The following is a 25250-nucleotide window of genomic DNA, read 5'->3' on the forward strand; positions in this document are numbered from 1 at the left end:
AGAAATATAGGGTTGAGAAATACATAAATTCACCGCATATTACCCATAATTTATTATAAAATATGGTCATTCAAGTGAGGAAGGAGCTTTCAATGCCACGTAAAAAAGAGGTCGTTAGTGGGAATTTCGTTAAGTACGATGCGGTAGTTCTCGGTTCTGGACCTGCAGGTGAAGGCGCGGCAATGAAGCTTGCAAAAGCGGGTAAGCGTGTTGCAATTGTAGATGTGCGTGATCAACTAGGTGGTAACTGTGCACACGTAGGTACCATTCCAAGTAAAGCATTGCGTCAAACGGTTTCTAGTATTATTCGCTATCAGCGTGATCCAATGTTTCAAAAAGTAGGTGAATGGAAACAGTTCACCATGAAACAGGTATTGCGTAATGCACACAAAGTAATTCAACAACAGGTTGATACGCATACACGTTTTTACGACCGCAACAAAATCGGTGTATTCCACGGCCGTGCATATATTCAAGATAAAAATACAGTTTTAGTTTTTAGCCATGAAGGCATTAAAGAAACAATTATTTGTAAGCAAATCGTGATTGCAACAGGTAGCCGTCCTTATCATCCGCAAGGTCTAGATTTTGATCATCCTCGCGTATTTGATTCGGATAAAATTCTTGATCTTGATTACTCAATTCAAAAAATTATTATTTACGGCGCAGGCGTTATTGGCTGTGAATATGCCTCAATCTTTATTGGTCTAGATCATAAAGTTGACTTGATTAATACTCAGCAAAAACTCTTAAGCTATTTAGATGATGAAATTGCGGATGCCTTGTCTTATCACTTACGTGAACAAGGTGTATTGATTCGTCATAATGAACAAATGGATCATCTTGAAACGTTTGATGACCATGTGGTTCTGCATTTACAAAGTGGTAAAAAGATTAAAGCTGATGCGATCCTTTGGTGTAATGGCCGTTCAGGAAACACAGAAGGTTTAGGTCTTGAGAATGTTGGCTTAGTTCCAAACAACCGTGGCCAACTTTCAGTAAATGATCAGTACCAAACTGAAGTTGAAAATATCTATGCTGCTGGTGACGTGATTGGCTGGCCTTCACTTGCTTCTGCTGCTTATGACCAAGGGCGCTGTGCGGGCGCAAACATGAGTGGTGAAGATGCGAAACCAGTACGTGATATCCCAACGGGTATCTATACCATTCCGGAAATCTCATCAATTGGTAAGAATGAACAGGAATTAACGGAAGAGAAAATTCCGTATGAAGTGGGTCAAGCTTCTTTCCGTCATTTGGCTCGTGCACAAATTACCGGTGATACAGTAGGTGAGTTAAAAATTCTTTTCCATCGCGACACTATGGAAATTTTAGGTATTCACTGTTTTGGTAATAACGCTGCCGAAATTATCCACATTGGGCAAGCAGTTATGCACAGCCCAAATAATACCTTGAAATATTTCGTTGAAACGACATTTAACTATCCAACCATGGCGGAAGCATACCGTGTAGCTGCACTTAATGGTATGAACCGTTTATTTTGATTTTAAATAATTTTTCCATAAAAAAGCCCGCAAATTTGCGGGCTTTTTTATTTTCATTAGACCATAGGTTTCTTATATTTTTATGACAATGCAAAGCTTTAATCTGATTATCGATATCTCTAGTGAGCACAAAATGCTTGATTAAAATACTCAAATAAATCAGGTGTCTGCATCCATAAAATAAGTGAACAGACCAAAAGAGTAATGACGAGAAAAATCATAATTGTTTTCAAAAGTAAGGCATTATGCGTCATGAATAACAGCCTCCTCATTCACAAAGAAGTGTACGATTACACCTAATATACTCAATGCAATAGAACATAGCCAAATCGCATTGTAATTACCTGTTAAGTCGTGATTAACACCGCCAAGCCAACCGCCAAAGAAAGAACCGACTTGATGGGTGAAAAACACAATGCCACTTAGCATTGAAAGGTATTTGACACCAAACATATTTGCCACAATGCCGTTTGTGAGTGGAACTGTAGAAAGCCATAAAAGGCCCATAATCACTCCAAAAGCATATACCGTATATGTGCTTAAAGGTAATAGTAAAAAAGCAATAATTGCGATGCCGCGGCTACCATAAAGTGCCATTAATAACTTAGGCTTCGAGAAACGATCTCCTAACCAGCCTGCGCCGTAAGTCCCCACAATATTAAATAGTCCAACTAGTGCCAGAAACACGGTACCTGTAGCTGCATCAAAGCCATGGTCGATTAAATAACCGGGTAAATGTACACCTAAGAATACAACTTGAAATCCGCAAACTAAAAAGCCTAAGGCTAACCACCAGAAGGGTTTGTGTTTTCGGGCAATATTCAATACTTGCTTAAAAGTGAGCTGAGGTTGTGTAATTGCTTTTGGTGTTTGAGTGCTAGGACCTTTTAACATCCACGCTAGTGGAATGATAAGGGCAATTAATAGCGCACTGACCATTAGGGCTGCTGACCATCCAACATTTTTAAGTAAGAGAAGGGTTGAGGGCAGCATAATAAACTGACCAAAAGAACCTGCTGCACTGGCAATCCCCATTGCCATACTCCTTTTTTCAGGCGGAGCAGCTCGGCCCACTGCACTAAGTAAAACTGTAAAAGAAGTTGTTGATAAAGCTAAACCAATAATAAGACCTAGGCTCAAATTTAAAATGAGTACATTTGAACTAAAAGCCATGAGTAGTAAGCCGAGGGCATAAAGTAGCCCACCAACAGCAACCACAATTTTACTGCCGTATTTATCTGCGATAGCCCCAGTAAAAGGTTGAACTGCGCCCCAGATTAAATTTTGCATAGCGATTGCAAGACTAAAAACATGCTGCCCCCAACCGAACTCATGGCTCATTGGTACGAGGTAAAGGCCGAAACCATGACGAACACCTAATGAAAGTGCCAGAATAATTGCACTGCCAATCAACATATAGATGAGGGACTGAGAAAATCGTTTGTCAGTTTTAGTCATGATTAATGGAAAATTATAATAATGGTGATTTATTGTAGAAGATATATCGAACAATATCGATATAGATGGCAAGAATATTTAAGAAGAATTAAAAAGTTTTTAAGGGGCGTATTTTATGAAAAGACAATTAAAGAAGCAGATATCATTTTGATCTCTGCTTCTTATAAAAATTACGCGGCGGAATTACGCTCAAGTAATGCTTGTTCAAAAAGGACTTGTTCTTTTTCTTTATGTTCGGTGGTAAAGCGAATCAAAATTACGCTACAGCCAGCGACCATAACCAGACCACCTAAAATAAATAAGCAAGTTTGAACATCAAGCAAGCCTTTAAGTAGGAAACCAGCAGCTACAGCACCAACATTGCCACCAGCCCCAATAATGCCAGCAACACCACCTAATGCATTACGGTCAATGAATGGTACGAGAGCATATGTTGCACCACAAGCCATGTGAGTAAACAGGGCAAAAATTGTCATGGAAATAATTGCAAGAGCAACCACATTCATTTGAGAAAAAAGAATTAAGAATAAACCTTCGCCCAAAATCATGAGCACCAGTACTTTAGTGCGGCCATCTAAACCTTTTTTCAGAGCGACTTTGTCGGAAATAATACCCCCAAGCGCACGAGCGAATAATGCTAAAAGACCAAATATTCCGGCAGTTAAACCAGCAGTTTTTAAATCCATTTTGAACTGATCAACATAGTACATTGCTGCAACGTTATGGATAAAAATTTCGATTCCGAAGCATGCCCCGTAAGCCACAAATAAAATCCAGACGCGGTAGTTGCGAGCAGCTTGCATTAAAATTGCCATGCCACCTTTTTTGCCACTGCCAACTTCAATGCCTTGTGCACGAACTTCTTTAAAATTTCCTTGCGGGCAATCTTGAGTGAGTTTCCAGTAAAGAATACCAACAATGACCATCATTATGCCCGGTACGACTAACGCAACACGCCAGCCCATAGTTTGCTCGACGCCAAACATGATAATTGCACCGAGTAATAAAGGCATAAGCGCTTGGGTTGCACCGCCACCAGCATTTCCCCAACCAGCTGCTGCCGCATTTGCTGTCCCTACTACGTTAGGGGCAAACATGACACTGGTGTGATATTGCGTAATGACAAAGCTTGCACCAATTGCACCAATCAGCAAGCGGAAGAATAAAAAGGATTCATAACTGTTGGCCGCAGCTACTCCAAATACTGGAATACTTCCTAATAGCAATAGGGTGGTGTAAGTGATGCGGGGGCCATATTTATCACATAGTGGACCGACAGCGAGTCTTACTAAAATCGTAATCGCAACGGCAGCAATATTAATATTGGCAATTTGATCTTTCGTTAAGCCGAACTCACCTTTAATCACTGGCATTAATGGAGCACATGCAAACCATGCGAAGAAGCACACAAAGAATGCGAGCCATGTCATATGGAAGGCACGCATTGCTGGAGTAGAAAAACTGAATAATTTAATCTCAGTTGCTTTTTTTGCATCTAGATTGATATTTGAAGACATACGCTGTCCCCCTGAACTGAACGAAATGTTAATTTGCTTGGCAATTTATTGCCTACTGCATACCGATCAGAGCGGACATCATTGGCCGTCTTGGTTTATTCATTGAGTCATCGTTGACTCATCTTGCTATGAATAAAGCAAAGCTTGTGCCAAAAAATTATTTTTACTAAAAGGAAAACCTTAGTTTTTAATTTTATTCATTTAGTTATTAAATATAAAAATTATTAACGTAGGGAATTTTAAAGAAAGAAGATGATAAAAGTGAAGAAAGAGAGATTTGATAAACCTATTTTTAAAAAGTGCTCATTTTTTTAGCACTTTGTTTTAAAAAGAGGCAGTGTGTAGAGAGAATGAAAGCTATAACAACGCGCCTCCGTTCTTATAGCTTTACTTGACACAAAAGTTAGAAACGGTAGCCGACACCTGCATAACCTAAAATTGGGTTAATTTCGATATCTGCTTTTGCATTAATTAATTCACCATACTTAGCATCATTGACTGTAATTGTTGTATCTGTTTTTAAATGAGCATAAGAAACAGACCCGACCGCATACCATTTATCATTGAAGTCATAGGTGAAACCTAAAGTTGCTACAGGGGCAATTGCATCGGACGCTTCAAGTTCTACTTTAGGATTACCAGAACTGGTTTTTCTTTCTAAGGCAGCACCTGATTTACCATCTTTAATATTGACAATCATGTGCCCGGCACTGACTAAATCTTTCTCAATTTCAGGATTCATTTCTAACTCACTGAAATAGGCATACATCACACCTAATCCGACATAAGGTCTAAACTTATTTACGCCAGTTTTGCCAAAATGGTACTGTAGTTCAAATGCAGGTGTCCAAGCTCGAGCCGATGCCGCACTTCCATGTGCTTCAAGATCGGTAATAAAAATATTATTTTCAAGCTCCATCGACCCGAGGATTCCACCAGCAGGTTTTGCAGTAGCAGAAAAGGGAGCATATATTTTCCCTTTACCTTGTAAATCAACTTTAGGGGGAATTCCTGCTTTTAATTCTAGTGAAACATTATCTGTAAAAAAGTAATTTGACATGAGACCGAGAGTAGTCACATCATCTGCTTCTAAACCTGTATTCTCAGCTTCCCATTGGCTTAAACCGCGAATTTCTGCTGTTCCACTTAACCATGCAGGAATAGTATCTGTACCTAAACCAATAACATCAATGAGCTGTTCAAGAACGACATTACTATTATCGTCTGAAATATTGTCTTGAATAGTTTTTACTTTAATATCTCCGACCTTAGACTGCTCATTCTCTTTAACAGAAGTATTAATTCTAAATGGTTGAGCATTACCAGTCGGTTTGACATATAACGGACCAGCAGAGATAGAAAAACGTTTGAAGCCATCGCCATCTTTTAAACTAAAATATGGAGAAGCGGCACAAGTGACTGTTGGCAGAGCAAAAACAGCAGCTGTCATACAAAATAATGACTTTTTCATCATAAAAGGACTCCATGTCCGGCATTTGTTTACTGATTTTTATTGAGCCCACCATAGCGTGTTTTATTAAAATGATTGTGTATTTAAAATTAACAATTGTAATTTTTTTGAAATATTTGTTTATATTTGGAAATATTTATTAATAAAAAGTACATAATAAATAATAAAAGGCTACACAAGGCAGCCTTTTATTTAAGTTTGTTAAACTATTTAGTTAAAGCGAGATAAGTCTTCTTCAGGACGAGCTGTTAGAACTTCAATACCTGTTTGAGTGACTAAAATAGTATGTTCATATTGAGCTGAAAGTTTATGATCTTTCGTTACAACCGTCCATTTGTCACCCAATAATTTGGTTTGCCAAACACCCGCATTTACCATAGGTTCAATCGTAAAAGTCATACCAGCTTCTAAACGCATACCTGTACCAGCTTGACCATAATGGAGTACTTGAGGTTCATCATGGAAAACAGTTCCAATACCATGGCCACAATATTCACGTACTACGCTAAAACGTTCTGATTCAACATACTTCTGGATTGCATGGCCGATATCACCTAAATATGAACCATCTCTGACAGTTGCCATTCCACGATACATTGCTTCTTGAGCAACCTTACATAGACGGTTTGCTAAAATAGAAGTTTCGCCACCAACGACATACATCATGTTGGTATCGCCGTGATAACCGTCTTTAATGACAGTTACGTCAATATTAAGAATGTCACCATTTTTTAAGATTTTATTTTCAGAGGGAATACCATGGCATACAACATGGTTAACCGAAGTACAAATAGAGTGCTGAAAAGCCGGGCGGCCAGGAGCTCCACCATAGCCGACACATGCAGGAATAGCATGCTGCACATTTTCAATGTGATTGCGACAAATGGTATCAAGTTCAAGTGTACTTACACCTGCCTTAATATAGGGCTTGATCATCTCTAGAACTTCAGCCGCCAGTCGTCCTGCAATGCGCATTTTTTCAATTTCATCTGGAGTTTTGATTAATCGACGTGGAGCTGTATAAGTACTGTTCATGATCTCTAAAAACTTTTGGTAATTTACAAGTGTCTATGGTATAAATAGCCGCCCATTTTATCAAATGCTTTTCGTGAATATCTTTTACGAACAATTTTGATAGATGGAGTAAAAAATCCGCACATATATCGTCACATTACTCTGGGTGCCTGTAAAAGGGTGGAGGATGCGGATATATGGAGGCCTAACCCAACTTTTAAGGTAAAGAAAATGGCAGATTACAACGTAAGCATGCGCGACCTTCTTCAAGCAGGTGCGCACTTTGGTCACCAAACTCGTTTCTGGAACCCAAAAATGCGTCAATACATTTTTGGCGCGCGCAACAAAATTCACATCATCAACCTTGAGCACACTGTTCCTGCGTTAAATGATGCTTTGAACTTCGCTAACCAATTAGCAAGCAAAAAGAACAAAGTTTTGTTCGTTGGTACAAAACGTGCTGCTTCTAACATCATCCGTGAACAAGCTCAACGCGCTGGTCAACCATACGTAGATCACCGTTGGTTAGGTGGTATGTTGACGAACTGGAAAACACTTCGCCAATCTATCAACCGTTTAAAAGATCTTCAAACTCAATCTCAAGATGGTACTTTTGCTAAGCTTACTAAACGTGAAGCTTTAGAACGTGCTCGTGAGATGGAAAAACTTGAGCGCTCTTTAGGCGGCGTTAAAAACATGGGTGGTTTACCTGACGCATTATTTGTAATCGACGTTGATCACGAAGCGATTGCAATCAAAGAAGCGAAGAACTTAGGTATTCCTGTTATCGGTATCGTTGATACAAACTCTAACCCAGACAACGTTGATTACGTTATTCCTGGTAACGACGATGCGATCCGTGCAGTAACTCTATATGCTTCAGCTATGGCTGACGCAATTCTTGCTGGTAAAGAATACGCTCAATCTCAAGCGAACGCTCAAGCAAAAGGCGATGACGCTGCGAAAGACGCTTCTGAGGCTTAATGCGTTTTGACGCAGGCTTGTCATTTTTGCGACATGTAATGGTGGCAAATTAAGCGTCGAGAGTGCAAACGGCCCAGAGATTCTTTGGGCCGTTTTTGTTGAAAAGATTTATTTTCTACCGATTTTAGGAGATCAACATGACTGCAATTACTGCAAGCATGGTAAAAGAATTACGTGACCGTACTGGTCTTGCAATGATGGAATGCAAAAAAGCATTAACAGAAGCGAACGGTGACATCGAGCTTGCTATTGATAACCTTCGTAAATCTGGTCAAGCTAAAGCTGCTAAAAAAGCTGGTAACATTGCTGCTGACGGTGCAATCACAATCGTTCAAGAAGGCAACAAAGCAATTTTAGTTGAAGTTAACTGTCAAACTGACTTCGTTGCTAAAGACGAAAACTTCTCTAACTTCTCAAAAGCTGTTGCTACTGCTGCTTTAGCTGCTGGTGAAACTGATGCTGCTAAAATCGCTGAATTAAAATTAGCAGACGGTCAATCAGTTGAAGAAGCTCGTATTGCACTTGTTCAAAAAATCGGTGAAAACATCCAAGTTCGTCGTGCGAAAATCGTTGAAGGCGAAAACTTGGCTATCTACAAACACGGTTTAAAAATCGGTGTTGTAGTTTCTTATACTGGTGATGCTGATACTGGTAAAGGTATTGCAATGCACGTTGCTGCATTCAACCCAGTAGCTGTAAATGCTGAAGCTGTTCCTGCTGACCTTATCGCTAAAGAAAAAGAAATTGCTGAAGCGAAAGCGTTAGAATCTGGTAAGCCAGCTAACATCGTTGAGAAAATGGTAACAGGTTCAGTTGATAAATACTTGAACGAAGTTGCTCTTGATCGTCAAATGTATGTAATCGACAATGACAAAAAAGTTGCTGATGTATTAAAAGCAACTGGTACTACTGTTGCTGAATTCGTACGTTTCGAAGTTGGTGAGGGTATTGAGAAGAAAGCAGAACTTAGCTTCGCTGAAGAGGTTGCTGCTGCTCAAGCTGCTGCGAAGTAATTCGTATCACAATAAAAAAAGCCCCATTGGGGCTTTTTTTATCTCAGTTAAAATAAGGTTATACAATGACAAATAAAAAAAATCTCAGTATTGGTGGTGTTATTATTTTATTGATTGCTGCGTATTTTGGACTGGATTTATCTGGACATAAGCAAAGCCAATCGCCTTCATCAACTATACCCACAGCTCAGAATAATAAAACTACATTTTCAAATAATGGGGTGGACACTATAAAAACTGCTTACGAGCAGCGACAAAGTAATGTTCAAGTAGGGGGAAAGGGTCGAGTCAAAGCAATTCTAAGAGATGATAATGATGGGTCGAGACATCAGAAATTTATTCTGGTATTAAACAATGGCCTTTCAATTTTGGTCGCCCATAACATCGATTTGGCACCTAAAATTTCCAATCTAAATAAAGGTGATATCGTAGAGTTTTATGGCGAATATGAATACAACCCAAAAGGTGGGGTATTACATTGGACTCATCATGATCCACAAGGTCGTCATGAAAGTGGTTGGCTTAAACATGATGGACAAATCTACCAATAAAACTCCAGTGAATGTCTGATTAGATTATTTTCATAGAGCAATTTTGTTCTATTCAGTTTATTAAAACATGCTATGGTTTTTTTATTGAATAGATGAGACGTATTTATGCAGCGGGAGCAAGCCGATTATCTGCATGTGCGAGAGTTGGGCGGTTTAGAGTTATTAAAAGCACATTATCACCAAACACAATTTTCAAAGCATACTCATGAAGGGTATTGTATTGGTGTAATTGAAGAAGGGGCACAGTCTTTTTTTCGGACGGGACAGCTACATGTAGCTCCTAAAGGCGATATTATTTTAGTTAATGCAGATGAGATTCATACTGGCTCCTCTGCTGTCGAATCGGGTTGGCGCTATCGAGCAATTTATCCTACACCGGAAATGTTGGCAGAAGTTAGCCAAGATTTTTTTGAAAATCCGCATGGAGCCCCATGGTTTCCACAAGCTGTGATTCACGATCTAGGTTTGGCTCAACAGCTTTGTTTACTATTTGATTTATTAGAACAAAAAGATAATTTTCTACTCAAAGAAACAATGTATTTGTCGACGTTAGCTTGTTTAATGAAACGACATGGTAAATCAAATCATACTTTTTGTGAGTTGCCAGAGGCGTATTCAAAAATATTAAGAGTTAAAGAATTGCTGGTAGAAATGCCTGAAACGAACTTTTCTTTACAAGATTTGGCGGACATGGTCGGCTTGAGTGCTTGGCATTTCTTAAGACAATTTAAAAAATATGTAGGCTTACCACCTCATGCATGGCTGGTTCAAGCGCGCTTGCAAAAAGCGAGACAGTTATTAAAACAGAGAGATCAAATTGCGATGGTGGCACAACAATGTGGTTTTTCTGATCAAAGCCATTTTAACCGTCACTTTAAAAAAGCAATGGGCGTTACACCTACTCAATATGTGGCAAGTTTAAACATATAAATAAACTGGTATTAAAGCAATTTTATCCAATATAAATCTGCACTCATCAAGCAAGTTATAGAGGTGTTTCTTATATTGGATTTTATATATGAATTTTCAGCTTAATCAGGTGGTTGAGTTTTCAAAAAATAAGCCATCCTCTTTGTTTTTACGTGGTGCGATGGATATTTTGCCCTTGTCAATTTCGGTTATTCCATGGGCGATTTTAGCTGGTTCTATGGCAATTCATGCAGGATTATCTTTTTATAAAGCACTGGCAATGTCTGGACTTGTCTTTGCTGGAGCTGCTCAATTAGTTAGTTTAAGCATGGTGGTGGAAGGGGCATCCGTTTTTACAATTTATCTGACTATTTTCTTTTTAACGGCTCAGCATTTTATTTATGCATTAACTTTAAGAAATGATATTTCTATTTTGCCCTTATCGAAACGAATAAGTTTGGGCTTTTTATTAACAGATGAATTGTTTGCTGTGAGCGCTCCCTTGGAAAAAAGAAGATCGGAATATCTACTCGGGGCCGGACTGACTTTTTATTTATTCTGGGTGATTTTTAGTTTAGTAGGAATATTGCTGGCAACAGTGATACCTGATCTTTTAAATTATCATTTAGATTTTTCGATCGTTGCTATTTTTATTGCCATGATTGTGCCGTTATGTAAAGGATATCCTGTTATGGCGGGTGTATTAAACACTTGTTTAAGCGGATTTTTATTTAAACTTTATCAAATTGAGGGAGCGATTTTACTTTCAGGATTAATAGGGATGTTAGCGGCTGTATTAACTGAAAAAATAGGGATGGGGGAATAGTATGTCTTGGTTTATGATTTTAGGCTTGGCAGCAATTGTCTTTTTTAATCGCTATTACTTTTTAGAGCCGAAAGTAAAAATTAAAATGCCGCTTATTATGAATAAGATGCTTCACTATTCCGCACCTTGTTTGTTAACTGCAATCTGCATTCCAGTTATTTTTTTCGATGATGATCATTTTAGAGGTATGGTAAATAATCCTTATATTTATGCAGCAATCTTTTGTGTTGTGATTGCTATTTATCTAAAAAAAGTACTTTTAAGTGTGATAGCAAGTTTGGGATTCTTTTATTTTATAAATTTTCTAATAAATTATTAAGATATAAAAAAGCTGAATCGAGAGGATTCAGCTCTAATTTAACAATTAGGAAATAGCATGTTTTTGTCTCGTTTTCCATTTGGGTAAGATTTTTGAGAGATAAGCATCCATACACCAAACTGGTCCAATCAGTAGGAATTGTAAATCTTTAAAGAATGATGGTTTTTTGCCTTCTATTTTGTGTCCGTAAAACTGTCCGACCCAAGCAATCACAAAAATAGCGATATAAAACCCGACTCCTACAGGCAGGGTGTAAATGAGCCATGCCATAACAACGAGTAAAGCAGCCATCGCAACAGCAAGTACAAGATCTAAACGTGCATAAAATACTAAGGTCAGCACAAGTAATAGCGCAGTAAGTAATGTGCTGAAATGCGCAATAATTCCAATAATAGAAAATAAAATAGCAGGAACGCATAGCCAGTGAATTTGTTTGTTTGTTGGATTTTGATGACTTTCACTATATTCATCAAACCATTCAGTAATGGATTTCATGGGTAGCACACTCCTTGTTTTAAATTTGATTTATTTTTTCTGAGTGTATTTTAGCCTGTTCTTGAAGATATCGACAAGAAACTCACACTATTCAACTATGGAAAATTGGTAATAAACGCTTAGGAAAGAACAATGGAAAAAATAAGGTCACGGTAATTGAAAAAGTGATCAATTTGACCTCAAGAGAGGTGCAATATTTCATAATATTTTTTCTATGTTGCTAGATGATGAAATTATCAAAAAAAGTGCCATTTTAAGATAGTCGGGAAAATTGTGTGAAAAAGCTCTACTCATCTACTCTAAAAACGCCGTAAATAGCCTTTATTTTAGAAAAATGGTACTAGGGTAGCCAAAATTTTATAAAGTTGCTCTAAGCGCAATTTAGGCGTTAAATTGAGTTGGACTAAATTAATGTGTTTTTTTGATTAATAAGTATTCAAATTTGGGGTGAATTAGGGGCAAAAAAGAAGTCACTTCAATTCTAGGCCGGAAATTATATTTGATAGTTTAAAATATAAAAAAGCCGCAGAAAATATGCGGCTTTTTACATGAACTCGAGAGGCTATAACTTATGAAGTTGGGCCATCAACACGCTCAATATTTACTTTTGCAGTTCCGGCATTGGTAATACCAAGACGTTTAGCTGCACCGTAAGATAGGTCAAGTACACGATTACCATGGAAAGGACCACGGTCATTTACTTTTACAACCACACTTTTACCATTGTCTTTATTGGTTACTCGAATATAACAGTTCAATGGTAGGCTACGGTGAGCAGCAGTTAGAGCATTCATGTCGAATGTTTCACCACTTGCAGTTTTACGACCATGGAATTGGCGGCCATACCAAGACGCCATACCAGTTTGGCTAAACTTACGAACAGTATTTGAAGCTACTGTGTTAAGTTTTTCAATCACTGAAGGCTCATCTTCAGGGATTTCAATTTTTGCTGCGATCGCTTGACGACGGATTTGATCGCCAGAACGTTCAGTGATTGAAAGACTGTTAATGTTAGAAAAACGAGAATTAAAGTTTTGAGTATCTTTACTCAACACACGTGCTGCTAGATTAGGACCATCTACATCACTGTTTAATGATGATGACTGCACCATTTCAGCGTGCAGTGGGGCCATGCTTAAACTAGCCGTCAGTGCAAGAACGTATTTCAGCGATAACTGCATTTGTATAAACTCCTGAGAACATGTACTTTTTTCTTTCAGCCATTGACTGAAATTTAAAGTGAACATGCCTTATTATTCACTTTTGCAATTGCTATATTGGGGTGGATAATATTCATCGCTTACGGAGAGTGTCTAGTCTTTAACGAGAAATCGTTACAAAAAGGGCAAAAACTTACAGTTTTAGATTAAAAAATAACCAATAGTGTAACAATTTATTTAAAATGTATGTATTGTGAGCTATTTAACAAAAATATTTATTGACTTTTGAGGCGGAGATAAAAAAGCTAGCCTATCGGCTAGCCACTTCAGTGCCTAATAACCACACAGCGGTAGCGTACATACGGCTCTTATTATAAGTCGTAATCACTTGAAAATTCGGGTAAGTTAAATAGTAAATTGGACCGTTATAGTCTTGTAATTGAATTACATTCACCATATCCAGATCATCAATTTTGACTAAAGGATTTAATGGTGCGATACCCAGTGTCTTTAGTGCGCCATAGGGGAAAGGCTGAGTTAAATCTTTCGCAATAATACTTTCCGGATTTGATCCTGTGTAACGTGCCATAAACCCGATAGGCTGATCGCGTTGCCAACCTTGTTTTGCTAAATAGTTGGCGATTGAACCGATGGCATCTTCTGCTGAGTTTCTTAAGTCGATATGGCCATTACCGTCATAATCCACACCATATTTACTAATATTACTTGGCATAAATTGCGGATAGCCAATCGCCCCTGCATATGAGCCAACAATACTTCTAGTTGGATAACCTTCTTTATATGTCCATGCAATCAGAGCAGCTAACTCATCACCAAAATATTCAGCGCGGCGAGGGTAGCCAAAAGCAAGGGTAGCTAAGGCATCACGTGTAATAAAAGAACCTTTATTTGCACCATAACCTGTCTCAACGCCCAAAATACCTAAAATGACAGCTTGAGATACGCCGTATTGCTGTTCAGCGCGATTTAAAGCATCTGCATATTGGTTTTTAAAACGCACGCCGCGTTGAATTGTGCCTTCTACCAAGAACATGGAACGGTAATCATACCAAGGCTTACTTTCACCTGGGCGAGTCATAATATTTAGAATGTTTGGTAAATTTTTTGCGCCACTCATGGCTGCATCGACTTGATCGCTACTTAAGCCATAAGCATTCATCGTTTTTTGTTTAAAGTTTAAATAATCAGGATGTGTGGCAAAATCGTTAGCCTGAGCAAAATGACTGGTACTGATTAAGCCAGTACACAAAGCAAGCATTTTTAAAGTTTTATTTAAGTGTTGAGACAACATATCGTTTTAAAATTCCAGATTATCGATGTGTATGAATGGACATGACTAAACCAAAGGTGGCCATTAAAGTAATAATAGCTGTTCCGCCATAACTCATAAAAGGTAAAGGAACACCTACTACAGGTAAAATACCACTGACCATTCCCGCATTTACAAATACATAAACAAAAAAAGACAAACCAAAGGCGCCGGCAACTAAACGTCCATAGTTATGGAAGCTTTGTAAACCGATCTGGAATGTTCTAAAAATAATAGCAAAATAAAGAGTTACTAAAATAAGTACACCGATGAAACCAAATTCTTCGGAATACGCCGCAATAATAAAGTCAGTATGTCCTTCGGGTAAAAAGTGTAAATGTGATTGAGTACCTTCAAGGAAACCTTTACCTGAAAAACCGCCAGAGCCAATTGCAGTTTTAGATTGAATAATATTCCAACCTGTACCGAGTGCATCTGCTTCTGGATTAAGTAAAGTTAACACCCTTTGACGCTGATAGTCGTGTAAAAGAAATTCCCATGCAATAGGAATTATGACCGCTGCACAAGCGGCAGCTGCACCAATCATCCGCCATGATAGTCCACTTAAAAATAAGACAAATATGCCGCTTGCCAAGACTAAAAGCGATGTCCCTAAATCTGGTTGTTCTGCAATCAGTAAAAAAGGAATACCAATTAACATTAATGATAAAACAACTTGTGAAAAGCTAGGGGGAAGAGGTTTTCTTGCCAAGAACCACGCAATCATCATCGGCATGCCGATTTTCATGAATTCACTGGGTTGGACACTTCCGAAACCGGGAATATCAATCCAGCGCTGAGCACCCATTCGGACTTCACCAAACACCATGACTGCCACAAGTGAAAATAGACCAAACAAATAAAAATAGGGTGAAAAAGCTTGATAGACCTTGGGTGGAATTTGGGCTAGGCCAACCATTACTAGAAAACCAATACCAAAACTCATGGCTTGTTTACTGACTAACCCTACGTCTTGTGCTGAAGCACTATATAGTACAGTTAAACCTAACAGAGCATTTAAGAGCAAAAATAGGCATAACCACGGGTCAATATGGAGTTGTTGCCACTTTGATGGTTGCATAGCTGTGCTAAGACCATCTCGAGGAGCTTGGCGTAAAAATTTATATTGTGGACTCGGAGACATGCGGCGTTAACTAGGTCAATCAGTGCTTGGCGCATGCTAACATAAACCTGATTAATGGCAATGTATATCAATATTTTGCAATAAAAAAACCTAGCTCTCGCTAGGTTTCCGATAGGCTATTTTTTATTAGTTAAAGAATAGGCCATCATGATATTCAGCCATCGCTTTTAGTTCAGTACGATTTAAGCTAGGGATGAGCTTATCAATTGCAATATGAACTGCTTTTGTTACAGCCGCAGCACCAATATCAGCCGCTTTACGCTTGATCATGCCGAGGTCTAATGTCTTGTTAAAATCAGACATAAAATGCTTGATCATAGCATCGCCGAATTGTTTATATAGTTCAGCTAATGCAGCTTTATTAATATCATTGCCAGCTTCAAGCTCAGTGAAGTTATGCTTAAGGTTAGTGACTAAACTAGGATCTAAAGTTACACCTACTTTATATTGACCTTGTGGGTCTTTAAATAAGCTTTTTTCAGAGAACTCTACAGACTGTTTAACAACATCGTTTGGTGCTTTGCTTAACAATTGTTTTAAAAGAACAGCAACTGTTGATTTGACATAGCCTGCTAGTTTTTCGGCAGTATCACGTTTTTCACTTGCAGGGAAGTGCTGAACTAACTGAATTAAGACATTATCAATAATCTCTTCATTGAGTTGTAAAGCAATCTTATCGCGAAGTGGATACAAAGGTTCGCTAGAATTTTTATTCGCAATTCCAGTTTGTATATCGTTCAATAAGCCTTCAGAAGGGGTAAAACCAAAAAACGGCATGGTATATCCTCAAATTATTCGTTTTATTGTCGTGCCAATCGAATCGGTTTTGGCATCCATGAAAGATCCGATACTCGGCAAGGGTTAATATCAAGTCCGCCGCGACGAGTATAAGTTGCATAAACCATCAGCTTTTCAGGCTGCAAATTTTGCCAAATATCAGCAAAGATTTGCTCAACACATTGTTCATGAAAACCATTATGCTGACGGTACGAGATAATATAAGCTAAAATACTACGATAACAAGGTTTTTTGCCCTTAAAACGGATAAAAACTGTACCCCAATCCGGTTGTCCCGTGACTGGGCAGTTACTTCTCAAAAGATGAGAATACAGTTCAATTTCCACTTCTTCGTTAGACTCATCTTGTTTTAAAAGAGTCGCATCTGGATGTTGCTCTAAACGCTCTGGGTTTAGCTCATCAATACAAATACCTTGAGGCTTAGAAATCTCTAAATCATCTACCTGAAATAGGGTTAACTCAACTTTAGCGCCTGCCGCAGCCGATAAGTCTTTTTCAACTGTTTCAATGAATGATTGTTTAGAATCAAACTGAGTAAAGTTAAGACTATTGAAGTAAAGTTTTAATGACTTTGATTCAATCAAATTTGGTGAAGAAGCTGGCAGCGTAATTCTGCCAATAGCAACTTGCGGGATGGCATGAGCGTTTAACCATGAAATTTCAAAAACATGCCACCAATCTTTACCTTGTGTAATACCTTCAATGTGCGAGTAAGCTTCACGAGACTGGGCACGAGCAATTGGAAATAAAACATCAGGTTGATAGTTAGTTGGATATTGAGTTTCTTTACCCAATAAAGACTGTTCGACACTCATTCACGCATTCCTGAACCACGAGCAAGTAAATAGTAAGCAATTCCGTAAAGTACAACACAGCATAATGTCACAATGATTAAAGAGAACGTAACATTCACGTCACTATGACCTAAAATACCGAAACGGAAAGCATTGACCATGTACACAATAGGATTAATTAAAGAAAGTTTTTGCCAAAAAGGACCAAGTGCACTAATGGCATAGAACACACCACCTAAATAGGTTAAAGGTGTAAGGACAAATGTTGGAATAATAGAAATATCATCAAATGATTTTGCATAAACTGCATTAATGAAACCACCTAATGAGAAAAGAACTGAGGTAATTAAGACTGTATATATAGTCACGAACCAGTTGTGTATAAAAAGGTCGGTGAAGAATAAGCTCATTGCAGTCACAATTGTTCCGACCAATACACCACGGCAAATCCCACCAATCACATAGCCCCATAAAATAATATGGAGTGGCACGGGACTCATAATCAGTTCTTCAATACTTTTTTGGAATTTCACACTAAAGAAACTTGAAGATACGTTTGCATAACTGTTAGTAATAACCGCCATCATGATTAGGCCGGGCACAATAAACTGCATATAGCTCACGCCACCCATTTGTCCAATGCGCGAACCAACCAAATTACCAAAAATGACAAAGTACAAACTCATTGTAATCGCAGGTGGTAATAAAGTTTGTGGCCAAATACGTAGAAAACGGCGTACTTCTTTACGAACTAGAGTCCAGAGGGCAATTTGCAGTTGGTTAAAATTCATTTTGCCTCTCCTTCAAGATTTTTCTCGACCATTTTGACGAATAGCTCTTCTAGACGGTTCGATTTGTTTCGCATACTACGAACACGAATACCTTGTGATTCTAAAAGCTGGAATAAGTCATTTAATGTATGGGCCTTATCCATTGTCACTTCTAAAGTGCTGCTATCAATTAAGTTGAACTTCACACCAATGATGTTTAATTGAAGTGGGGCAATGGGTTCTGCCAAATCAAAAATAAAAGACTCTTCACTCAGCTGGTTTAAGAAACTTTTCATGCTGGTGTCTTCTTTAATGACACCACGGTCAATGATGGCAATTTGACGACACAACATTTCTGCTTCTTCGAGATAATGTGTAGTCAAAATAATAGAAGTACCACTTTCGTTCATTTCGGTGAGAAAATCCCACATAGAGCGGCGCAATTCAATATCTACACCCGCGGTAGGCTCATCTAGAATAAGTAGTTTAGGCTCATGCATCATGGCACGGGCAATCATCAAACGGCGCTTCATACCACCCGATAGCATGCGTGCTTGTATATTACGTTTTTCCCAGAGACCTAGCTTTTCTAAATAATGTTCGGCGCGTTTTTCTGCAATCTTTTTATGAATGCCATAATAACCCGCTTGAGTGACTAAAATATCGAACGCTTTTTCGAACTGTCCAAAGTTAAATTCTTGAGGGACAACACCAAGCTGCTGTTTTGCCAAGGATGGATGAGTGTCGAGATTATGCCCAAAAATCTCAACTGTCCCTTCGGTTTTTTTCGTGAGGGAACTGATAATACCAATGGTTGTTGATTTGCCGGCACCATTTGGGCCTAACAACGCATAAAATTCACCTTCAGGCACAGTGAGGTTAATACCTTTTAACGCCTGAAAACCATTACGATATGTTTTGGACAAATCTCTTAAAACCAAAGCATCAGTCATGAAATTCTCACATTATGAAAGAGGGGTATATTTTGAGCGATAATGATTAATAAACCAAGTAAAATAGTCGGAATTTTATAAAATTGAGATAAATTTATGAAGTTATTATATATAAATTGGTGCGCTCGGCGGGGATCGAACCCACGACCCCAGGCTTCGGAAACCTGTACTCTATCCAACTGAGCTACGAGCGCACGTGTGTGGGCCACATCATAGGAAAAAAACACCAATAGGTAAAGCACGAAATAGGTAACAAGTGAGTTTAATGCTTAATTAAACAGCAGCTTGTTGTTTTTTTAGATGCGCTGTTGGATAAGTTGAATTGAATAATTAATAGAATGAAGAGTATGGGTTAGCTCATGAGGTGGAATACGTGACTCCTGTAAGTGGGTAATCCATTGCATTTGGCACATTTTAAGCTCTTGAAGCGTTTTTATTTGCTCTATTTTCTGGATAAGTGGTTTTGCCATAAGTCCACAGTACTGATTCAAATTTTGCTTCATCAGTTGTTGTATTTCTTCAAAAGAAAGTTGTTGAACAGGAACTGGTGGCTGAATATTTTCAATATTTGTAGATTGCAAAGATTAGGGAACCTGAATTTCACCAATTATATTGTCGTTTTTATGATCATCTGTAGGATTTTTCTGATGTTCTTCTACAGTAGTTATAGGTGTTTGTGGAAAAGATATTTGTTCATTTAATTTTGAATAGTTTTCGTTTGAAGGAGCAATAAGTTTTAAGTCGATAAGCTGTTGAATAAGTTCTAGAGACGCAATACGTTTTTTAAATTCACTATTTAAATTTTGAAAATCTTCATGGTCTATTAATAGTAGTAAACGTCTTTGTTTTGCATTTAAAGCAATATTACGTTGTTGAAGCGCGACTCTTCCCAAATTGGTTCGATAAAAACCAGCCATCGTTTTTCCCCAAGATAAAAAATAAATCAGACTGTTCAACCTTCTCAGTTGAACAGTACTGTTTTTAATAAAATATAAATGGGGTTAACGATAAAACTCAAAAATGACAATATGATGAAGAATTTATGAATATCATCTATTTAAGTCTTTAAAATGCGCCTTCTAACGCTTTACGTAAATAGATATCCAGTTCATCTTGGCGTAACAGCCATTGAATATAGTCTTTAGGAAGTTCAGAAATTGCCGTGCCTTTATGCTTTCCAAAATTAATAGTTGTAGGGATACGTGCTTCTTCAGAAACTCGGTACAGCTCTTCAATATCTTGAATATTTAAATGATAGACAATATGCATCAAAATATTAGCGGTCAAAATAATATCTGCGTCGGCACGGTGTGCACCTTTGAGCAATTCTCGAGCTTTACTGCTGCCTTGAGAAATCATATAAATCAGTGCTGAAATATTATGCGCTTCTGCTTCAGGCCAAGTTTTACGCGCTAAAGCTAGAGTACAAATCGGTTTGATATTCGATACATCTACACCACAGCGAGCAATCGCGGCAATATCGTAATCAATATTGTGACCAATAATATAAGTGGTAGTTTCTGGTAATTTAAAGGTTTTATAGTGGGGTTGGTTTTCTAAATCTGACTCTAATATATGGTGTACTGCCATAGCAGCGTAAGAGATAGGGGTGCCGACTTGATAAAGTTGATCAAACAATTTGCTTTTATCTAAGGTGAGCTTGCCTGCATTAATCTCAATCGGGGCATACGCAATTTCAATTGGCAAACCATTTAGTGTATGTGTTTCTGTATCTAAAATAATGGTTTGCATAACTGGCCCTTTAAACAATCACGAGTAATTATGAATGTTAACAGTTGACAACCTACTTTAAAACATGAAGTGAAGCTATAAAGTAGCGATAACGTCAATTTATATTAAAAATAGAGTTTTCAGAGATTAATTCCATCCAATAGAACTTGCGGAAAAGAAAGATTAGGCGTAATTGTTTTTAAGACATTAGAAAATGTTGATTAAAAATTAAAGCACAACAAAAATGGAATTTAAGGGAAGATATATCAATGAAAATGAACCTATTAATGACAAGCGTTCTGAGCACGAGTTTATTTTTAGTCGCTTGTGGAGGAGGAAGTAGTGATGATGGCCCAGCTCCTACTAATCCATCCGGGACACTAATCAATAATATTCAAAATCCAGTTGTTAAAGTTGAAGCTTACACAAGTACTAACTTAGGAAGTGTGGCAGCAGAAAGTAGTATTTTGACTTATAAAATGTTGGGTCAAAGTGGTCAAGAAGTACAGGCAACCAGTTTGGTATTTACACCAAATACTCCACCACCAGTAGGCGGTTGGCCAATTGTAGTCTGGGCGCATGGCACTACGGGTGTGGCAGATGCTTGTGCACCAAGTAAAGCAGCTTTAGCAGATAGTACAAAAGATTTAATTAGTAAATTACTAACAGCAGGTTATGTTGTTGTTGCACCTGACTATGAGGGTTTAGGTACACTAGGTATACATCCTTTTTTAAATGTTAAAAGTGAGGCTTTTTCAATTACAGATGCGGTGGTTGCAACACGCAATTATTTATTACAGCGTAACTTATTAACTTCGAAAAAATGGGTCACAGTAGGACATTCGCAAGGTGGGCATGCTGCATTAGGTGCTGCACAATATGCAAGTCGTGCACAGCTCGACTATAAAGGTACTGTAGCCGTAGCACCTGCTTCTAATTTAGGTTTTATTTTAGTGGCGGGAGAGCAATCTGTTGCTAATGCGACTCTAGATAAAAAAATATCAATGTATGCTCAACTTGATACTTATACAGCTTTAGTTAGTGCGGGTATTCGCAACACACAACCCACTTTTGATTATCCACAAGTCTTTACTTCGCAAATCTCCAGTATTGCAGCGCAAGCAGAAACAATTTGTTCCGGACCATTGGGTCAAGCTTTTGGCGCAGGTATGACTAAGTATGCTACAGATCACAATGGAACGCTGGATGGTTATACGCGTACACAACCTAATTTTATGGCTGTGCCGTTAGTTAAAACATTTTTAGATAAAGATTCGCAGCCGTTACAAGTAAAAGTCACGACACCAATCATTATTTATCAGGGCTTAGCAGATTCAACAGTTCCTAAAGTAGCAACGGATATCTTGATATCTAATGCCACTGTTGTAGGCACCAAAATTAATAGTTATGTAACGGGTAACTGGGATCATGGCACAGCAATGAGCAGTAATGTTGATAATATCGTTGGAAATGTTCAGACTTTACTGACATCTCAATAGAGTTATTGATATTTAAAGGCTTTTTAATGTTGTTGTAAGCTAAAATGAATGATGGAAAAATTTAAAATATAAGCTTTAAACGTGCTTTTTATTTGATTTATAAACAATGGCTCATTTTTTATAAAACTTGAGCCATTTTTATTTAAAACTGAGCTAACTTCATTCTGTTTAATTATAAAGTTCATGCTACAATATGCCGCAATCTTAGCACGGCTTAAAAGCCCTAATTTATAGGACCCCCGCTAATGTTTGCCAATATTTCCATTTCTGAATTTGATCCAGAATTAGCTCAAGCAATTGCTTCTGAAGGTGAGCGTCAAGAAGCACATATCGAGTTAATTGCATCTGAAAACTATTGCTCTCCTGCTGTGATGGAAGCGCAAGGATCAAAACTTACGAACAAATATGCAGAAGGTTATCCAGGCAAACGCTATTATGGCGGTTGCGAGTATGTGGATATTATCGAGCAAATGGCGATTGATCGTGCTAAAGAACTTTTTGGTGCAGATTACGCAAACGTTCAACCACATGCTGGTTCACAAGCTAACTCTGCTGTTTATCTAGCGCTTCTTAACCCGGGCGATACAGTTTTAGGTATGAGCTTGGCTCACGGTGGTCACTTGACTCACGGTGCAAAAGTAAGCTTCTCTGGTAAAACTTATAATGCGGTTCAATACGGTCTAAACGCTGAAACTGGCGAGATCGATTATGAAGAAGTTGAACGTTTAGCGTTAGAGCACAAGCCACGTATGATCGTTGCTGGTTTCTCTGCTTATAGCCGTGTTGTAGATTGGCAACGTTTCCGTGACATCGCGGACAAAGTTGGCGCTTACCTTTTTGTTGATATGGCTCACGTTGCAGGTCTTGTTGCTGCTGGCGTATATCCAAACCCAGTTCAAATTGCTGACGTAACGACAACTACGACTCATAAAACACTTCGTGGTCCACGTTCTGGTTTAATCCTTGCGAAAGCGAATGAAGAAATCGAGAAAAAACTTCAATCAGCTGTATTCCCTGGTAACCAAGGCGGTCCATTAATGCATGCGATTGCTGCTAAAGCAATCTGCTTCAAAGAAGCAATGTCTGATGACTTCAAAGCTTACCAACAACAAGTTGTGAAAAATGCTCAAGCAATGGCTGAAGTATTAATTGCACGTGGTTATGATGTTGTTTCTGGTGGTACAGAAAACCACTTATTCTTGTTATCTTTAATCAAGCAAGATGTAACTGGTAAAGATGCAGATGCTTGGTTAGGTGCTGCTCACATTACTGTGAACAAAAACTCAGTTCCAAATGACCCACGTTCTCCATTTGTGACTTCTGGTATCCGTATCGGTACTCCAGCAGTAACAACTCGTGGTTTCGGTGAAGCTGAAGTTCGTGAACTTGCTGGTTGGATCGCTGACGTGATTGACAGCAAAGGTGACGAAAAAGTTATTGCTGACGTAAAAGCAAAAGTTGAAGCTGTTTGTGCAAAATTCCCTGTATATGCACAATAAGTTGTAAATATAAAAAAAGCGCCATATGGCGCTTTTTTTATATCAAGTTAATTAGGTGAGGCAGCCTGCCATCCGCCTCCTAATGCGCGGATTAAATCTACACTCGCCATCATTCTACTGCCGTTAAGCTGTGCGGAAAGTTGCTCTTTTTGCAAAATAGTCCGGTCAGAGTCAATCACATCAAGATAGCTAATCGCACCTTCTTTATAGCGTAGATGAGAAAGCTGGTTTGCATGACGAGAAGAGGAGAGCGCTTGATTTTGAGCCTGAATTTGCTGATCTAGAATACGTTGATCGGACAAACCATTTTCAACTTCGCGAAATGCATTCAGTACAGTTTGCCGATAGTTTGCCACACTTTCTTCATAGGCAGCTCGTGCTTGAGCGACTCCAGCTTTACGTTGCCCGTCGTCAAATAATGGCAAAGACAAAATAGTACCTGCAACTGGACCGAGTAAGAATGTACGGCTCGACCATTTACCTAAATCACCTAAAGTTGATGATTCATAACCGAGCGTGCCCGTCAGGTCCAGTTTTGGGAAAAAGGCAGCACGCGCAATTCCAATACGTGCATTATCTGCTGCCATAGCACGTTCAGCCGCAGCAATGTCCGGTCGTCTTTCAAGTAAAGCCGACGGTAAACCCGCTGGGAGACGGAGGCTGTTTGCAGTTAAAGGTTGAACTGCCAAGCTAAAATCAGCAGGTGTTTTGCCCAATAATACTGCAAGTGCGTGTTCAGCATTGGCTCTGTTACGAGCAATATTCAATGCGCTCGTTTGTGCTGTAGCAAGTTCGGTCTGGGCACGAGAAACATCTAATTCACTGACTAAACCATTTCGAAAACGTGTTTGGACGAGATCTCGTGTTTCACCAAGTAGCTTAATGGTGCGATTATAAATTGCTTGTTCAGCATCAAGCTGACGAATGAGAAAGTAACCTTGCGCAACATCTGCTTGTAAGGCTAAAAGTGCTGACTGATATAAGGCTTCTTGTTGCTGTACATCAGCTGTTGCTGCATTGACGCTACTGGCGATACGGCCAAATAAATCGAGCTCATATGAAACATTCGCTTGAGCACGCCATAAGGTTTGTGCAGATGTATGAGCATTTTCATCTAAACCGAGTGAAGCTGGAGATGGCTTTTGACGAGTTGGGCCAAAGCCAGCACCAATACTAGGCAAGCGTTCAGCTTGTGCTGCTGAACGTATTGCACGTGAAGCCTGAATATTAGCTGCTGCCGCTTTAAGACTCTGGTTTCCAGAAATGGCTTGTTGTTCGAGCTCATTCAATTGAGCATCATTAAAAACACGCCACCATTCACCTCGGGCCTGCTGATCAGCAGGTTGGGCAATTTTCCACTTATTGTCTTCAAGTTGAGCATCAGACTCTTTAAATTTGACTGGAACAATCACCTTTGCAGGTTGATATTCCGGAGCCAAAGAGCAGCCTGCAAGGAGCAGGCTTCCCATGAGTGAGGACAATAATAAGCTTTGTTTTGCTGTAGCCATCA

The 25250-nt window shown here is 38.7% G+C and carries 24 protein-coding genes, 1 tRNA gene and 1 pseudogene; 9 read left to right on the forward strand and 17 right to left on the reverse strand.

Translation table 11 applies throughout. The annotated features are described in order from the left end of the window. Window positions 1-92 precede the first annotated feature (92 nt). On the forward strand, window positions 93-1505 hold the full coding sequence (gene sthA / locus F931_RS05625) for a Si-specific NAD(P)(+) transhydrogenase (RefSeq protein ID WP_002118117.1): 1413 nt from the start codon (window positions 93-95) through the stop codon (window positions 1503-1505). A 243-nt stretch (window positions 1506-1748) separates the two neighbouring features. On the opposite strand, the gene F931_RS05635 is transcribed toward sthA, so the two are convergent. The 4 genes from F931_RS05635 to map form a co-directional block, all read right to left on the reverse strand. Further along, a complete protein-coding gene (locus F931_RS05635) occupies window positions 1749-2963 on the reverse strand; it encodes an MFS transporter (protein WP_016140453.1) in 1215 nt (404 codons plus the stop codon). Window positions 2964-3133: 170 nt separating this feature from the next. After that, window positions 3134-4480, reverse strand: a complete 1347-nt coding sequence (gene crnA, locus F931_RS05640; protein ID WP_016140454.1) for an MFS transporter — start codon at window positions 4478-4480, stop codon at window positions 3134-3136. A gap of 403 nt (window positions 4481-4883) precedes the next feature. Further along, window positions 4884-5954 (reverse strand): OmpW/AlkL family protein, encoded by a 1071-nt coding sequence (locus tag F931_RS05645; RefSeq protein ID WP_016140455.1) that lies wholly within the window; start codon window positions 5952-5954, stop codon window positions 4884-4886. A gap of 207 nt (window positions 5955-6161) precedes the next feature. Continuing rightward, window positions 6162-6986, reverse strand: a complete 825-nt coding sequence (gene map, locus F931_RS05650; protein WP_016140456.1) for a type I methionyl aminopeptidase — start codon at window positions 6984-6986, stop codon at window positions 6162-6164. A gap of 210 nt (window positions 6987-7196) precedes the next feature. Here map and rpsB point away from each other — a divergent pair, with 210 nt between their 5' ends. The 6 genes from rpsB (at window position 7197) to F931_RS05680 (ending at window position 11567) form a co-directional block, all read left to right on the forward strand. Continuing rightward, complete coding sequence (gene rpsB, locus F931_RS05655) at window positions 7197-7949, forward strand: 30S ribosomal protein S2 (RefSeq protein ID WP_002118204.1); 753 nt, start codon at window positions 7197-7199, stop codon at window positions 7947-7949. A gap of 137 nt (window positions 7950-8086) precedes the next feature. After that, window positions 8087-8962, forward strand: a complete 876-nt coding sequence (gene tsf / locus F931_RS05660; RefSeq protein ID WP_002118238.1) for a translation elongation factor Ts — start codon at window positions 8087-8089, stop codon at window positions 8960-8962. Window positions 8963-9027: 65 nt separating this feature from the next. Continuing rightward, on the forward strand, window positions 9028-9513 hold the full coding sequence (locus tag F931_RS05665; RefSeq protein WP_016140457.1) for a DUF3465 domain-containing protein: 486 nt from the start codon (window positions 9028-9030) through the stop codon (window positions 9511-9513). 105 nt (window positions 9514-9618) lie between these two features. Further along, window positions 9619-10443: a helix-turn-helix transcriptional regulator gene (locus tag F931_RS05670; RefSeq protein ID WP_016140458.1), complete on the forward strand. Its 825-nt coding sequence runs from the start codon at window positions 9619-9621 to the stop codon at window positions 10441-10443. Window positions 10444-10531: 88 nt separating this feature from the next. Next, window positions 10532-11248, forward strand: coding sequence for an AzlC family ABC transporter permease (locus tag F931_RS05675; RefSeq protein ID WP_016140459.1), 717 nt, complete (start codon window positions 10532-10534; stop codon window positions 11246-11248). A gap of 1 nt (window position 11249) precedes the next feature. Further along, window positions 11250-11567: an AzlD domain-containing protein gene (locus F931_RS05680; protein WP_016140460.1), complete on the forward strand. Its 318-nt coding sequence runs from the start codon at window positions 11250-11252 to the stop codon at window positions 11565-11567. Between the two features lie 45 nt (window positions 11568-11612). Here F931_RS05680 and F931_RS05685 read toward each other — a convergent pair whose 3' ends face one another. From F931_RS05685 to exoX, 11 genes and pseudogenes are all read right to left on the reverse strand, one after another. Then, complete coding sequence (locus tag F931_RS05685) at window positions 11613-12062, reverse strand: Mpo1 family 2-hydroxy fatty acid dioxygenase (RefSeq protein ID WP_016140461.1); 450 nt, start codon at window positions 12060-12062, stop codon at window positions 11613-11615. 569 nt (window positions 12063-12631) lie between these two features. Next, window positions 12632-13243, reverse strand: a complete 612-nt coding sequence (locus tag F931_RS05690) for a septal ring lytic transglycosylase RlpA family protein (RefSeq protein WP_002118141.1) — start codon at window positions 13241-13243, stop codon at window positions 12632-12634. A gap of 289 nt (window positions 13244-13532) precedes the next feature. Further along, complete coding sequence (gene mltB / locus F931_RS05695; RefSeq protein ID WP_016140462.1) at window positions 13533-14534, reverse strand: lytic murein transglycosylase B; 1002 nt, start codon at window positions 14532-14534, stop codon at window positions 13533-13535. A 19-nt stretch (window positions 14535-14553) separates the two neighbouring features. Then, window positions 14554-15696 carry a rod shape-determining protein RodA gene (gene rodA, locus F931_RS05700; protein ID WP_016140463.1) on the reverse strand — a complete coding sequence of 381 codons (1143 nt, stop codon included), beginning with the start codon at window positions 15694-15696 and terminating at the stop codon, window positions 14554-14556. Window positions 15697-15822: 126 nt separating this feature from the next. Further along, window positions 15823-16473 carry a hypothetical protein gene (locus F931_RS05705; protein WP_016140464.1) on the reverse strand — a complete coding sequence of 217 codons (651 nt, stop codon included), beginning with the start codon at window positions 16471-16473 and terminating at the stop codon, window positions 15823-15825. A 23-nt stretch (window positions 16474-16496) separates the two neighbouring features. Beyond that, window positions 16497-17309, reverse strand: a complete 813-nt coding sequence (gene queF, locus F931_RS05710) for an NADPH-dependent 7-cyano-7-deazaguanine reductase QueF (RefSeq protein ID WP_016140465.1) — start codon at window positions 17307-17309, stop codon at window positions 16497-16499. Beyond that, a complete protein-coding gene (gene yadH / locus F931_RS05715) occupies window positions 17306-18079 on the reverse strand; it encodes an ABC transporter permease (protein ID WP_016140466.1) in 774 nt (257 codons plus the stop codon). Before yadH ends, queF begins: the two co-directional genes overlap by 4 nt. After that, window positions 18076-19011 carry an ABC transporter ATP-binding protein gene (yadG, locus tag F931_RS05720; RefSeq protein ID WP_002118101.1) on the reverse strand — a complete coding sequence of 312 codons (936 nt, stop codon included), beginning with the start codon at window positions 19009-19011 and terminating at the stop codon, window positions 18076-18078. The genes yadH and yadG overlap by 4 nt, the downstream gene beginning before the upstream one ends. A 117-nt stretch (window positions 19012-19128) precedes the next feature. Next, window positions 19129-19205 (reverse strand) — tRNA-Arg (locus F931_RS05725). A 102-nt stretch (window positions 19206-19307) separates the two neighbouring features. Further along, window positions 19308-19928 (reverse strand): annotated as a pseudogene (locus F931_RS0103650) (hypothetical protein). Window positions 19929-20076: 148 nt separating this feature from the next. After that, the gene (gene exoX / locus F931_RS05730; protein ID WP_016140468.1) at window positions 20077-20763 is read right to left on the reverse strand and encodes a 3'-5' exonuclease; all 687 of its coding nucleotides are present in this window, start codon (window positions 20761-20763) and stop codon (window positions 20077-20079) included. Window positions 20764-21011: 248 nt separating this feature from the next. On the opposite strand from exoX, the gene F931_RS05735 reads away from it, so the two are divergent. Next, window positions 21012-22241 carry an alpha/beta hydrolase gene (locus F931_RS05735; RefSeq protein WP_016140469.1) on the forward strand — a complete coding sequence of 410 codons (1230 nt, stop codon included), beginning with the start codon at window positions 21012-21014 and terminating at the stop codon, window positions 22239-22241. Between the two features lie 23 nt (window positions 22242-22264). Here the strand turns inward: F931_RS05735 and F931_RS21875 are convergent, their stop codons facing one another. Further along, window positions 22265-22426, reverse strand: coding sequence for a hypothetical protein (locus F931_RS21875; RefSeq protein ID WP_080649436.1), 162 nt, complete (start codon window positions 22424-22426; stop codon window positions 22265-22267). Window positions 22427-22486: 60 nt separating this feature from the next. On the opposite strand from F931_RS21875, the gene glyA reads away from it, so the two are divergent. Continuing rightward, window positions 22487-23740, forward strand: coding sequence for a serine hydroxymethyltransferase (gene glyA / locus F931_RS05740; RefSeq protein WP_016140470.1), 1254 nt, complete (start codon window positions 22487-22489; stop codon window positions 23738-23740). A gap of 47 nt (window positions 23741-23787) precedes the next feature. On the opposite strand, the gene oprM is transcribed toward glyA, so the two are convergent. Continuing rightward, window positions 23788-25248 (reverse strand): efflux transporter outer membrane subunit, encoded by a 1461-nt coding sequence (oprM, locus tag F931_RS05745; protein WP_016140471.1) that lies wholly within the window; start codon window positions 25246-25248, stop codon window positions 23788-23790. Window positions 25249-25250 lie beyond the last annotated feature (2 nt).

The organism is Acinetobacter pittii ANC 4050, from assembly GCF_000399685.1.
In the GTDB taxonomy this organism is placed as follows: domain Bacteria; phylum Pseudomonadota; class Gammaproteobacteria; order Pseudomonadales; family Moraxellaceae; genus Acinetobacter; species Acinetobacter pittii_E.

What these genes read in the sequence shown, in the direction of transcription:
- F931_RS05705 (WP_016140464.1), bottom strand. Translation starts at nt 16,473, where the DNA reads ATGCCGTTTTTTGGTTTTACCCCTTCTGAAGGCTTATTGAACGATATA.
- map (WP_016140456.1), bottom strand. Translation starts at nt 6,986, where the DNA reads ATGAACAGTACTTATACAGCTCCACGTCGATTAATCAAAACTCCAGAT.
- F931_RS05635 (WP_016140453.1), bottom strand. Translation starts at nt 2,963, where the DNA reads ATGACTAAAACTGACAAACGATTTTCTCAGTCCCTCATCTATATGTTG.
- queF (WP_016140465.1), bottom strand. Translation starts at nt 17,309, where the DNA reads ATGAGTGTCGAACAGTCTTTATTGGGTAAAGAAACTCAATATCCAACT.
- mltB (WP_016140462.1), bottom strand. Translation starts at nt 14,534, where the DNA reads ATGTTGTCTCAACACTTAAATAAAACTTTAAAAATGCTTGCTTTGTGT.
- F931_RS05670 (WP_016140458.1), top strand. Translation starts at nt 9,619, where the DNA reads ATGCAGCGGGAGCAAGCCGATTATCTGCATGTGCGAGAGTTGGGCGGT.
- F931_RS05645 (WP_016140455.1), bottom strand. Translation starts at nt 5,954, where the DNA reads ATGATGAAAAAGTCATTATTTTGTATGACAGCTGCTGTTTTTGCTCTG.
- F931_RS05665 (WP_016140457.1), top strand. Translation starts at nt 9,028, where the DNA reads ATGACAAATAAAAAAAATCTCAGTATTGGTGGTGTTATTATTTTATTG.
- sthA (WP_002118117.1), top strand. Translation starts at nt 93, where the DNA reads ATGCCACGTAAAAAAGAGGTCGTTAGTGGGAATTTCGTTAAGTACGAT.
- oprM (WP_016140471.1), bottom strand. Translation starts at nt 25,248, where the DNA reads ATGGCTACAGCAAAACAAAGCTTATTATTGTCCTCACTCATGGGAAGC.
- crnA (WP_016140454.1), bottom strand. Translation starts at nt 4,480, where the DNA reads ATGTCTTCAAATATCAATCTAGATGCAAAAAAAGCAACTGAGATTAAA.
- rodA (WP_016140463.1), bottom strand. Translation starts at nt 15,696, where the DNA reads ATGTCTCCGAGTCCACAATATAAATTTTTACGCCAAGCTCCTCGAGAT.
- yadG (WP_002118101.1), bottom strand. Translation starts at nt 19,011, where the DNA reads ATGACTGATGCTTTGGTTTTAAGAGATTTGTCCAAAACATATCGTAAT.
- rpsB (WP_002118204.1), top strand. Translation starts at nt 7,197, where the DNA reads ATGGCAGATTACAACGTAAGCATGCGCGACCTTCTTCAAGCAGGTGCG.
- F931_RS05675 (WP_016140459.1), top strand. Translation starts at nt 10,532, where the DNA reads ATGAATTTTCAGCTTAATCAGGTGGTTGAGTTTTCAAAAAATAAGCCA.
- tsf (WP_002118238.1), top strand. Translation starts at nt 8,087, where the DNA reads ATGACTGCAATTACTGCAAGCATGGTAAAAGAATTACGTGACCGTACT.
- exoX (WP_016140468.1), bottom strand. Translation starts at nt 20,763, where the DNA reads ATGCAAACCATTATTTTAGATACAGAAACACATACACTAAATGGTTTG.
- F931_RS05680 (WP_016140460.1), top strand. Translation starts at nt 11,250, where the DNA reads ATGTCTTGGTTTATGATTTTAGGCTTGGCAGCAATTGTCTTTTTTAAT.
- F931_RS05735 (WP_016140469.1), top strand. Translation starts at nt 21,012, where the DNA reads ATGAAAATGAACCTATTAATGACAAGCGTTCTGAGCACGAGTTTATTT.
- F931_RS21875 (WP_080649436.1), bottom strand. Translation starts at nt 22,426, where the DNA reads ATGAACTTTATAATTAAACAGAATGAAGTTAGCTCAGTTTTAAATAAA.
- F931_RS05690 (WP_002118141.1), bottom strand. Translation starts at nt 13,243, where the DNA reads ATGCAGTTATCGCTGAAATACGTTCTTGCACTGACGGCTAGTTTAAGC.
- yadH (WP_016140466.1), bottom strand. Translation starts at nt 18,079, where the DNA reads ATGAATTTTAACCAACTGCAAATTGCCCTCTGGACTCTAGTTCGTAAA.
- F931_RS05685 (WP_016140461.1), bottom strand. Translation starts at nt 12,062, where the DNA reads ATGAAATCCATTACTGAATGGTTTGATGAATATAGTGAAAGTCATCAA.
- glyA (WP_016140470.1), top strand. Translation starts at nt 22,487, where the DNA reads ATGTTTGCCAATATTTCCATTTCTGAATTTGATCCAGAATTAGCTCAA.